At 65.0% G+C, this 10,361-nt stretch carries 16 protein-coding genes and 1 other RNA gene; 5 read left to right on the top strand and 12 right to left on the bottom strand.

Translation table 11 applies throughout. The features are described from left to right. Positions 1-7: 7 nt before the first annotated feature. The 3 genes from HAPAU_RS11595 to HAPAU_RS11585 all read right to left on the bottom strand — a co-directional run bounded on the left by HAPAU_RS11595 (position 8) and on the right by HAPAU_RS11585 (position 1,370). Positions 8-460, bottom strand: a complete 453-nt coding sequence (locus HAPAU_RS11595; protein WP_066382754.1) for a YbhB/YbcL family Raf kinase inhibitor-like protein — start codon at positions 458-460, stop codon at positions 8-10. A 127-nt stretch (positions 461-587) separates the two neighbouring features. Beyond that, positions 588-899, bottom strand: an RNA gene (ffs, locus tag HAPAU_RS11590) — signal recognition particle sRNA. A gap of 51 nt (positions 900-950) precedes the next feature. After that, positions 951-1,370, bottom strand: a complete 420-nt coding sequence (locus tag HAPAU_RS11585) for a DUF7548 family protein (protein ID WP_066382752.1) — start codon at positions 1,368-1,370, stop codon at positions 951-953. Between the two features lie 85 nt (positions 1,371-1,455). Between HAPAU_RS11585 and HAPAU_RS11580 the strand changes: the two genes are divergently transcribed. Both HAPAU_RS11580 and HAPAU_RS11575 read left to right on the top strand, forming a co-directional pair. Further along, the gene (locus HAPAU_RS11580) at positions 1,456-1,824 is read left to right on the top strand and encodes a DUF5798 family protein (RefSeq protein WP_157078457.1); all 369 of its coding nucleotides are present in this window, start codon (positions 1,456-1,458) and stop codon (positions 1,822-1,824) included. A 26-nt stretch (positions 1,825-1,850) separates the two neighbouring features. After that, on the top strand, positions 1,851-2,825 hold the full coding sequence (locus HAPAU_RS11575; RefSeq protein WP_066382749.1) for a PLP-dependent cysteine synthase family protein: 975 nt from the start codon (positions 1,851-1,853) through the stop codon (positions 2,823-2,825). A 21-nt stretch (positions 2,826-2,846) separates the two neighbouring features. On the opposite strand, the gene HAPAU_RS11570 is transcribed toward HAPAU_RS11575, so the two are convergent. From HAPAU_RS11570 to HAPAU_RS11560, 3 genes are all read right to left on the bottom strand, one after another. Then, positions 2,847-3,275: a universal stress protein gene (locus HAPAU_RS11570; protein WP_066382747.1), complete on the bottom strand. Its 429-nt coding sequence runs from the start codon at positions 3,273-3,275 to the stop codon at positions 2,847-2,849. Positions 3,276-3,383: 108 nt separating this feature from the next. Next, positions 3,384-3,797, bottom strand: a complete 414-nt coding sequence (locus HAPAU_RS11565; RefSeq protein WP_066382746.1) for a CoA-binding protein — start codon at positions 3,795-3,797, stop codon at positions 3,384-3,386. 62 nt (positions 3,798-3,859) lie between these two features. Further along, positions 3,860-4,708, bottom strand: a complete 849-nt coding sequence (locus tag HAPAU_RS11560; RefSeq protein ID WP_066382745.1) for a geranylgeranylglycerol-phosphate geranylgeranyltransferase — start codon at positions 4,706-4,708, stop codon at positions 3,860-3,862. Positions 4,709-4,787: 79 nt separating this feature from the next. Between HAPAU_RS11560 and HAPAU_RS11555 the strand changes: the two genes are divergently transcribed. After that, entirely contained in the window at positions 4,788-5,924 is a 1,137-nt protein-coding gene (locus HAPAU_RS11555; protein WP_066382744.1) for a PQQ-dependent sugar dehydrogenase, read from the top strand. Here HAPAU_RS11555 and HAPAU_RS22800 read toward each other — a convergent pair. Continuing rightward, positions 5,921-6,055, bottom strand: a complete 135-nt coding sequence (locus tag HAPAU_RS22800; RefSeq protein WP_281177887.1) for a hypothetical protein — start codon at positions 6,053-6,055, stop codon at positions 5,921-5,923. The two genes, HAPAU_RS11555 and HAPAU_RS22800, sit on opposite strands and share 4 nt — an antisense overlap. Positions 6,056-6,245: 190 nt before the next feature. Here HAPAU_RS22800 and HAPAU_RS11550 point away from each other — a divergent pair, with 190 nt between their 5' ends. Both HAPAU_RS11550 and msrA read left to right on the top strand, forming a co-directional pair. After that, the gene (locus HAPAU_RS11550) at positions 6,246-6,458 is read left to right on the top strand and encodes a hypothetical protein (protein ID WP_066382743.1); all 213 of its coding nucleotides are present in this window, start codon (positions 6,246-6,248) and stop codon (positions 6,456-6,458) included. Between the two features lie 97 nt (positions 6,459-6,555). Further along, on the top strand, positions 6,556-7,089 hold the full coding sequence (msrA, locus tag HAPAU_RS11545; RefSeq protein WP_066382742.1) for a peptide-methionine (S)-S-oxide reductase MsrA: 534 nt from the start codon (positions 6,556-6,558) through the stop codon (positions 7,087-7,089). Positions 7,090-7,122: 33 nt separating this feature from the next. Here msrA and HAPAU_RS11540 read toward each other — a convergent pair whose 3' ends face one another. From HAPAU_RS11540 to HAPAU_RS11520, 5 genes are read right to left on the bottom strand one after another with little or no spacing between them, the layout of a single operon-like run. Beyond that, a complete protein-coding gene (locus HAPAU_RS11540; protein WP_066382740.1) occupies positions 7,123-7,398 on the bottom strand; it encodes a DUF7314 family protein in 276 nt (91 codons plus the stop codon). Further along, positions 7,391-7,696, bottom strand: a complete 306-nt coding sequence (locus tag HAPAU_RS11535; protein ID WP_066382739.1) for a DUF7315 family membrane protein — start codon at positions 7,694-7,696, stop codon at positions 7,391-7,393. Before HAPAU_RS11535 ends, HAPAU_RS11540 begins: the two co-directional genes overlap by 8 nt. Positions 7,697-7,722: 26 nt before the next feature. Next, complete coding sequence (locus tag HAPAU_RS11530; RefSeq protein WP_066382738.1) at positions 7,723-8,511, bottom strand: cytochrome B; 789 nt, start codon at positions 8,509-8,511, stop codon at positions 7,723-7,725. A gap of 7 nt (positions 8,512-8,518) precedes the next feature. After that, positions 8,519-9,325 (bottom strand): cytochrome b, encoded by an 807-nt coding sequence (locus HAPAU_RS11525; protein ID WP_066382736.1) that lies wholly within the window; start codon positions 9,323-9,325, stop codon positions 8,519-8,521. Further along, entirely contained in the window at positions 9,322-10,359 is a 1,038-nt protein-coding gene (locus tag HAPAU_RS11520) for a QcrA and Rieske domain-containing protein (protein ID WP_066382734.1), read from the bottom strand. The genes HAPAU_RS11525 and HAPAU_RS11520 overlap by 4 nt, the downstream gene beginning before the upstream one ends. Between the last annotated feature and the right edge of the window lie 2 nt (positions 10,360-10,361).

Here is a 10,361-nt window from a genome sequence, read left to right as displayed (position 1 = left end):
GGTGTTCTCAGGGAGCGTACGTTCCGGTGAGTTGTGATTGGGCGAGGACGTGTCCCGCCATCGTCTCGATGAGGTCCTCTTTCGTCGCCGACGACGGTAGTTCCAGCTCGGCGTCGAGCGCGTAGATCGTGAACTCGTAGGTGTGTTCCCCGTCCGGCGGATTGGGACCGCCGTACCCGGCCTCTCCGAAGTCGTTTCGTCCTTCGAGGGCGTCGGGCTCCCACGCTTCCGGAATCCTCCCGATACCGGGGTCGACGTTCCAGACCAGCCAGTGGTCCCAGACCTTGCCCGCCGGTTCTTCGGCGTCCGGGTCGTCCACGATCAGGGCCAGCGACTCGGCTTCCTCGGGGACGTTTTCGACGCGCAGGGGCGGGTTGACGTTGCGTTCCTCGTAGCCGTACTTCCGGGGGATCGGGTCATCGTCCCGGAACTCCGGACTCGTCAGCGTGAACTCGGCCATTCGTGAACCACCGTCTCGCGCTTGGACGCCGGGTCACAAAAAAACGCGTCCCCGTTTACCGAGGCGTTCGAGGGCGAATCGGACCACGGAGCCGTCGGCTCGCGAAGTAAAAAGCGCGCGTATGAATGGGTGGACACCCGGGGTTGCCCGGCGTTCCGGCGCGGGGAGTCCCGGTTGCCTCCTCCACCCCGCGATCCGTCGAGCGACAGGTATCCGATGGCCCGCTGCTCACTTCCGTGCCTGACGGATTTCCATCGACCAACCGCGACGACACGTCCCTGCGGACGCTCGCCGCGGACCGCTGTCCCCGACGGACGAGGTTTCTCAGTTGGCTCCCGGGGCCCGCGCCGGTCGGACCGGACGCGCCCGGGGTTCGGTCCCCGCTGAAGACCGTAGTGCGGGTGACGAGCAGGGCCTAACTGCCCGACCTAGTCCAGTTCCTTCTACCCGCGTCGGCCATAAGAGGGTTTCGTCTCGCCGGGACAGCGAGCTACAGCACGCCCAGCGCCCGCGCGTAGAGGCCGGCGGCGACCGCCGACAGCGCCGAACAGGCCAGCACGAGCCAGCGGTGATAGGCGAGCCAGTCCTGGGTCGTGATCCCGGTGATGTCCTCGGGCGAGACGGCGACGACCCACTCGACTGACATCAGGGTCATGAACAGGCCGATCACCAGCGCTGCGCCCGCGACCGTCACCGGGTCCGAGCGCTCGCCGAGACCGGCCCCGAGGACGACGATTCCGACCGCGGCGAAGACGCCGACGAGCTGCGGACCGAAGAATCCGGCGTCATAGTAGAGCGCGAGGCCAGTTCCCGCGCTCTGGGGGAGGAGGACGTAGGGCGCGATAATGACGACGAGAACGGCGAGACAGGCGGCGATCCCCAACTGGGGGGCGCGTCGCGTGAGGTTCATAGCCGATCTTGGGACGACCGGAACCTAAAGTCGGCGTTCGCGGGCGAACGTAACACCCACATACGACCGGAAAAAACGTGTGGACATGGGACTCGGAAGCACGACGAAGAAGATCCAGATGATGGCCGACAAAGCCGAACAGCTCTACGCTCAGCTCAACGAGGTCAAAAAACAGCTCGAAGACCTCCGGGTCAAGGTCGACACCACCCACGACACCGTCTCCGACCTCGAAGTCAAACACGAACAGAACCGCGCGATCCTCGAGGCCCTCGCCGAAGAACGGGGGATCGACGTCGAGAAGGTGATCACCGAGGCCTCGATCGAGGACGCCGAGGGGTCCGAAGAACCCGACCCGATCCCCAACGAGGCCGCCGAAAGCGGGGACGCCCCCGGAGAGCCCGACGAACACGCCGGGACTACCGGTGACGACGCCGCCGGAACCGAGACCAGTTAAGTAGCTCCGGCAAGGATTGCCAGTCGATGACCGCCCCTCCCGTCGATAGCGTGCTGGAGACCGTCGGCCGGACGCCGCTGGTCTCCGTGCACGCGGCCCCCGATCCGGTTCCCGTCTACGCGAAACTCGAGTCGTTCAACCCCGGCGCGAGCGTCAAGGACCGCATCGGGAGGTATATGCTCGAACGGATGCTCGAACGCGGCGCCCTCTCGCCGGGCGGAACGGTGATAGAACCCACCGCCGGAAATACGGGGATCGGGATCGCGGTCGCTGCGGGACAACTCGATCTGGAGGCGGTCTTCGTCGTCCCCGAGCGCTTTTCCGTCGAGAAACAGCAGCTGATGGCCGCGCTCGGTGCGGAGGTGATCAACACGCCCACCAGCGAGGGCATGGGCGGCGCGATCGAACGGGCCCACGAACTCGCCGACGAATTGGACAACGCCGTCGTGCCCCAACAGTTCGCGAACCCGCTGAACACGGAGGCCCATTACGAGACGACTGCCCCCGAGGTCTACGGGGCCCTCGACGGCGAGGTGGGGGCGGTCGTCGCCGGCTGTGGCACGGCAGGGACGCTGATGGGGCTCGCGAGGTATGCCCGCGAGCGGCACCCCGAGACCTACATCGGTGCGGTCGAACCCGAGGGTTCGCTCTACGCGACCACCAAGGGGGAAGACGGCGAGGAGGGGGAGTACAAGACGGAAGGGATCGGAACCCACGACCCGGCCACGAACGAACTGTTCGAGCCCGAACTGGTCGACGAGGTGCTTCAGGTGAGCGACCGCGATTCTCACGCCGAACTCAAGCGACTGGCCCGCGAGGAAGGGCACTTGGTCGCCTCGAGTGCCGGCGCCGCGAGCGTCGCCGCCCTGCGGACCGCAGAGCGGATCGCGTCCGGCGAGCTCGATGTGCCCCACGACAGCGTCGTTACCGTGTTCCCGGATTCGAGCGAGCGCTACCTCTCGAAGGGGATCTATCGGAGCTTCGAGGAGTGGGACGGGTAGGCACCCGTCGGATGCCAGGGCTCACCGGACGATCGTGACCGGTACGGGCGAGCGGCGCACGACCCGTTCGGCGACGCTCCCCAGCAGCACGCGGCTGACCCCGGATCGGCCGTGACTCCCCATGATCACGTGGTCGATGTCGTTGTCCTCGGCGTAGTCGACGATTACCCGCGCCGGTTTGCCGGTCACGACATTCGTTTCGACGGTGATGTCACGTTCTGCGGCCTGCTCTCGTGCGTCCTCGACCAACCGTTCGGCGTGTGCTCGCTGCTGTTCGGCGAGTTGCTCCATGTCGATCCACCCTTCGACCCCGCCGTACGTTCGGAAATCACGCGGATCGATGGCGTGGACGACGGCTATCGACGAGTCGGGAAACGCATCGATCGCGTACCCGAGCGCGGCTCGCGATTGATCGGATTCGTCGACCGGAACGAGGATTCGTTCGTCCATAGCTCTAGTACGCGTTCGTGATACTTATTCAATCGGTCCGATTCTCGATAGATCTGGCTGAATAATTACGTGTCGGCCGCGTTTGCTGTCCGATTCGGTGTGGACGGGCTACGGCGCGTGGAGGCGCTTGTGTTCGACCTTCATACAGCGATCCACGACGACGTGGATCCCAGCCTCCTCGGCGCGGGCCTCCGCTTCGGGATCGGAGATGCCCAGTTGGAGCCAGAGCACTTTCACGTCCTCGCGCTCCGTGACCTCCTCGACGAGCCCCGCGACCTCGTCGCTCGGGCGAAAGACGTCGACGGTGTCGATCTCCTCTTCGACTTCCGAGAGCGAGTCGTAGGCGTGCTCGCCGAAGACCTCCTCGGCGTTGGGATTAACCGGAATCACCTCGTAGTCGTGTTCGGTGAGGTATTTCGGGATCTCGTGGGCGTCCTTGCCCGGGGTGGACGAACAGCCGACGACCGCGACGGTGCGAAGGCCGAGCAACTCGCGCAACTCGGCATCGCTCTCGACGGGCATACCCTAACAGACGACAGCCCACCGAATAACGTTTCTGACCGCGGCCGATACCGCCACGCGACTCAGGCCGACGGGACCAGCGCGACCCGCCCGAGGACGAACGCCGCGGCCGCGAGGAACATCCCGTACTTCAGCCGTTCCTGACCTGCCGTCGGGTCCCGAAAGCTCGTCGCCGCCGCCCAGAGCATCACGGCGTTGGCCGGCAGGACGGCGAGCAGGTAGACCACCCCGAGCGCACCCAACAGGAAGGGAAGCGGGCTCGCGAGCACGGCGACGAGGAGACACGCGACGCCCACCCAGAGGGCGGGTCGCTCCCCGATAGCGATCGGCAGCGTGTTCAGCCCCTCCTCGCGGTCCCCCGCCAGGTCCTCGACGTCCTTGATCACCTCCCGTGTGAACGTCGCGAGCGCCGCGAGCACGAACAGCACGCCGGGTGCGGTGATGTTCCCGACCGCCGTACCCCCGAAGAGAAAGGTGCTCCCACCCAGCGCGGCGACGACGGCGTTGCCCACCCCGGGAAGCCCCTTGAACAGCTGGGTGTAAGCGACGAGCAACAGGAGGTTGACGACGGCGATAGCGAGTGCGAGCGCCGGGAGGGTCAGCGCGAGGACGACGGCTCCCGAAAAGAGCGCGAGGCTGAAGCCGAGCGCGCCACGTGGGGAGACCGAACCCCGAGGAATCGGGCGTCCGGGCTGGTTTATTCGATCTATCTCGCGGTCGAAGTAGTCGTTGATCGCGTTGCCGGCCCCGGTGGCGAAGACGGTCGCGCCCGCGGCCGCTCCCGCCGGAAGGGGACTATCGAACAGGCCACCCGCGACGAACGCCCCGATCAGGGTCAACACGCCCGCGGCGAGGGCGTTCACTGGTCGAACGAGTTCGACCAGTCCGCGTCCCGTCTCCCTCCCTGCCATACTCGGGTTGGACGAGGGGGGAAAATAAAGGACCCGTCTTCGGCGGCGGGCTTTTGGCCGTGCCGCCGGTAGTTCGGGTATGTCCCCCACACGCCGGCGCGTACTCACGGCGCTCGGTGCGGCGAGCCTCGCGGGCTGTCTCTCCGGCGACGGCGAGACCGAAGCCGACCCCACGACCGTCGAGACGGAGACGGTCCTCACCGGTCTCGATACCCCGTGGGACCTCGCGTTCGACGACGGGGCGATCTACCTCTCGGAGCGCCCCGGTCGGATCAGCCGGATCGTCGACGGGGAGCGAGAAACCCTCCTTGAACCCGACGCGACTGAGGACGGCGAGGGCGGGATGCTCGGGATCACACTCGGTCCCGACGAGGGGTTCCTCTACGCCTACTACACGCGGGAGTCGGAGAACCGCGTCGTCCGCTACGACCTCGAAACGCTCGATGAACCAGAACCGATTCTGGAGGGAATCCCCGCCGCGGAGATCCACAACGGCGGGCGGATCGACTTCGGCCCCGAGGGCGATCTCTGGGTACTGACCGGCGACGCCGACGACCCGGACAGCGCACAGGATCCGCGCTCGCTCGCGGGGTCGGTCCTCAGGCTCACCCCCGAGGGTGACGCCGCCGCCGGAACCAATCTCCCGGATCCGCGGGTCTACACCTACGGACATCGCAACCCACAGGGGATCGCGTGGCTCGCCGATGGCACGCCCGTGATCGCCGAACACGGCCCGAGCGCACGCGACGAGGTCAACAGACTCGTCGGGGGCGAGAACTACGGCTGGCCCGCCGCCCGCGACGGCGAGGAGTACCCCGGAACGGAGTTCGCCCGCCCGCTCGTCAACACCGGGCCCGACGTAACGTGGGCCCCCTCGGGAATGGTCCACTACACCGGCGACGAGGTCGAAAGCTGGCAGGACAGGCTTCTGATCGCCGGGCTTCGCTCCCAACAGTTGCTAACGCTCTCGCTGACCGACTCCGCCGACTTGCCTCCCGAAGGAACGGCCTACGACGAGGAGTGGCTCGACGACGCCTACACGGCGACGATCACCGCCGCACTGGAGGGCGAGATCGGCAGGATCAGACACGTCACGGAGGGGCCCGATGGGCTCTACGCGATCACCTCCAACCGGGACGGCCGTGCGTACGGCCGGTTTCCCCGCGAGGAGGACGACGTGCTCGTCCGCCTCTCGGCCCCGACCTCGACGAGCTAGCGTCGCTCGATGCGATAGGTGACGCCCACGTCGCTCGTCGAGAGGTCCGCCTTCCGTCTGCTGGCCTCCCGGTGGGTTTCGAACGGCCCTTCGACCACCGTCTCTCCGGTGAGGATATAATAACCGGACACACCACCCCGTTTGGGGATCTCACACATAGATATTTCGTTCATTGGCGGCGCCACCACGCAGGTGCAAGCCGAATTGTTAGATATATCCGAGGGGTCCGTTCGAGTACACGATCGTATCGGCTGGACGGCACCGGTCGTTTCACGGCTCCCGTCTCAAACTCCCGCTATACCGCTCTTAACTCGTAACACAATGGGCCAATCACGACGACAGTCCGAACCGGACGGCGAACTGCGACCACAACTGACCGCCGAAACCGACCAACCGCCGACCAACGACGCCGGCGAGTACGTCTGCAGTCGGCGCTGTGCGAACGGGACTCGCTGCATGATCACGGTCTCGCTCCCGTTCATATCATGTCACCAGCACGACCAGTCGAAAGCGGTCGTCACCGACGGCGAATAGCTCCTTTTCGTGGCCGCTATCGTGCCGTACGCGGTGCAAGCGTAGTGATACGGGACTGCACGCCACATACATACGCGTCGAACCCCTACTCGGGGTCATGTCGACCGAGATCGCGACGTTCGGCGGCGGCTGTTTCTGGTGTACGGAAGCCGCGATGAAGGAACTCGACGGAATCGTATCCGTCACCTCGGGCTACGCCGGCGGCCACGTCGAGGACCCGACCTACGAGGCGGTCTGCTCGGGTGAGACGGGCCACGCGGAGGTCGTGCAGGTCGAATACGAACCCGACGCCATCTCCTACGACGAGCTACTCGAGGTCTTCTTTGCGACCCACGATCCGACCCAGCTCGACCGACAGGGCCCCGACGTAGGGACGCAGTATCGCTCGATCGTCCTGTATCACGACGAGACACAGCGCGAGCGGGCGGCGGCGTACATCGAGGCGCTCGACGAGGAGTCCAACGACGACGTGGAGACCGAACTCGAACCCCTAGAGCGGTTCTTCGAGGCCGAGGAGTATCATCAGGACTACTTCGAGAAGAACCCGAACGACGCCTACTGCCGGATGCACGCCCGACCGAAGGTAGAGAAGGTGCGAGAGCGGTTCCGAAGCAAGCTAAAGCAGGCCTGAGATCGGTCGTCGGGGTCTCGACAGGAAAAGCGTTTACTCGGCGTTCCGTTGGCGATCCTCGTAGGCGCGTCGCCCCTCACGGACGGCGGGGATGACGAACCAGAAGGTCAGTGCACCGAGGATCGCGAACCAGAACGCCACGTCCTTGATTCCGATCAGGACGTCGGCATACAGGCCGACGTCGTCCGGGTTCGGGGCGATCAACTGTGTGCCCCCGAAACTCTCCGTGTTGAACCACGCCGAGACGATGAACCAGAACAGGCCGGCGGTCGTCAGGATACCGAAGCCCTTGATGAACTCATCACTCATGGTTCGACCGTTCGTCCTCGCCGTCTTTAGCGTTTCTCATTCCCGCGGCCTGAAACCGGGTCGAAAAGGCGTACGTCGCCGCCGAAACGACGATCAGCGCCACACCGGCCAGCGCGACGAGCGGTTCGACCTCCGCGAGGTCAGCCTGTGCGCGGTCGGTCGCGATGTCGAGCAGGACGAACCCGACGACGACGCCGACGACCGCAAAGAGCGTCGAGAAGACGGTAACGGTCTTGTAGACGCGCATCGGGACGACGACGCTCCCGTCGTCGGGGCTCTCGGGGGACGATTCCGACATGAAAAGACGTTGGACGGGCGAGCGTATTACCTCGGCGGTCGAAGCCGGTAGTACCGCCGGTTGAGCGAGTACATGTATCCCTCGCGCATCGTCTTCAGGACGGCATACGTGAGGATCGCGCCGATCACCGGCAGGAAGAAGGTCAAGTTGAATACGAGTTCGCCGGGAATGAACGTGATCTGGCTCTCCAGTGGCAGGGCCGCGATGGTGATCGCGAAGATGACCCCGCCGACGCCTAGCGCCGCCCAGAACGGCTCCTCGACCGGTCTGCGGGCACTACCCTTGTTCAAGAAGGGTACGATAGCGATGATGCTGACGACGACGACGTTCGCCATCACGCCGTAGACACGGTCGCTGACCAGTTTCTGCCCGCCGAGGATCGCGAGTTCGGGGTTGACCGGGGCGAGATGGAGCAGCCCGTACGACCAGTAGAGATACCAGTCGGGGAGGATCACGGGCGGTGTCGAACTCGGATCCGCCGGCGCCGGCATGTGTGGCGGCGCTGCCGCGGCGATGAGGAACATCATCCCCGTGAAAAACGAGGCCAGCGCGAGGTTCCGAATGGTCTCGTGTGGCCACGTCGGGAACGCGAGCACGTCGCGCTCGACGTAGGTCGACTCCTGACGGAGGTCCTGATCCTCGCGCCGGGAGCGCTCGAAGTACTCGTAGGTCAATCTGGAGAGTCCCTGCGTGCGCTCCTTTCGCTCGCGCCACGTGGGCGTCTCGTCGTCCGGCGGGACGGCGGGCACGCCGCCACCACCGTCCGCGCGCGGTTCTTCGCCGCCGTCGGTTTGGGGGTCGTTTTCGTTGCTCATTGGTCGATCAGTGTGGCTCCGCGATTCCCTGCATCCAGACGATACCGATGTGCAGCGCGATCAGCGACGTTACCACGAACGGCAGGATGAACACGTGGAGGATGTACATCCGCTGGAGCGTCGGTGCGCCGAGGCTGAACCCGCCGAAGACCAACTGGGCGATCCACTCGCCGATGAAGGGGACCGACAGCGCCATCTCGACGCCGATCTGGCCGGCCCAGTACGACAGCTGGGTCCACGGCAGGAGATAGCCCGTATAGCCGAAGGCCATCGTCAGGCTGATCAGCACGATCCCGATCAGCCAGTTGACCTCTCTGGGTTCCTTGTACGCGCCCGTAAAGTAGACCCGAAGCATGTGAAGGAACACCGCCGCGGTCATGATCTGTGCGGACCACCGATGGAGGCTTCGGAGGAAGAACCCGAAGTTCATGTCCATCATGATCGTCACGACCGTATCGTAGGCGACGGTCGTTTCCGCGCCGGTGGCGGTGGCGGTCGACGGCGCGTAATAGAAGCCGAGTAACGCGCCTGTTACGGCGGCGACGATGTACGCAAGCGTCGAGAACGCACCCAGCGAGTACAGCGGGTACCAGTACCAGAACTTGTTGTCGAGGTTGTACTGTTCGGTGTGGCTCTTCGGCATCTGGAGGTTGACCCGGTAGTACATCGTCTCCAGCAGTTCGAGGTAGTCGACGATGCGAAAACGCTTATCGAGCCACATCAGGGTCATCAGATAGCCCTGTTCGATGAGCGAGAGGTCGCGCTCCTCCATCCAGCCCCGGTGGTCGTACTCGTCCTTCCGTTCGAGGCTCATTGACCGCCCCCGTCGGTTTCGTTTCCGGTGGCGCTCTCGTTACCGCCGCCGCTACCTGCACTCTCGTTTTCGCCACCGCCGCCGGCGCTCTCGTTACCGCCGGCAGTTTCGTTTCCACCGCCGCCGCTTTCGTTTCCACCACTGCTACTGCCACCGCTCCCTCCACCGCCCACGCCTTCGGGGAGTTGGACGTCGTCGGGCTGGGGGAACGAGAGGAACGACTGTTCAAGGATGGTAAATGGATCGTAGACCGATGCGTGACACTGACAGTAGATGGTGTTCCCGTCGGAGACTCGCTCTGCGGTCTCCGAGACCTTGTAGCCCGGCACACAGCAGAAGTGCGTACAGACGTTGAGATACGCGAATACCCCGTCCTGAGTAGCCGCCTGGAGGAACTCGTCGTCCTGAGCCGCCTCCTCGATCAGTGGGCTCCGCATGACGACTACCCCGAGGGTCTCCCCGGACTCGAGTCCCTCCGAGCGCCAGGTCGCGGCGGCCGGCTTGCCGACGCCCGCGTCGCCAATGTCGTTGCTCCACTCCTCGTAGTCCTCGAAATCCGAGATGTTGAGCGGTGCCCCCTCTTCGAGTTCCGACTGCCACTCGTACTGGGACTGTCCCGACGAGAGGAACCGGTTGTCCAGATCCGCCGCCGGGAGCAACGCCGGAGAGGTCTGTTTCCCGCAGTACTGGAACCATTGCGAGGAGTAAGTGATTCCTCCGATTTCCTCTTGGGCGAGTTGGATCGTCTGTCCTTGGACCTGTTCTTCGACCAGTTCCGGCCATCGGCCGCTGATGGTTCCGTCCTCGGCGATCTCGACGGGGATGATCGGCATCCCGCGCGGAGCGGGGCCGCCGACCTGCTCGATCCCCATGAACGGGGTGATTCCACCGCCCGATCCTGCCGGGGCGGTCGCGGTGTTGACCGCCACCGCGCCCGTCGAACCGAGGCCGGCGATCGCCCCCGCACCGACGACGCCTTTGACGAACCGTCGCCTGTCGGATTCGATCGGATATTTGTCTTCGTTTGATGACATTG

This window comes from Halalkalicoccus paucihalophilus, assembly GCF_001593955.1.
Lineage (GTDB): Archaea > Halobacteriota > Halobacteria > Halobacteriales > Halalkalicoccaceae > Halalkalicoccus > Halalkalicoccus paucihalophilus.
Note: the sequence above shows the minus strand (reverse complement) of the source record. Positions and strands in the feature narration are given on the sequence as shown.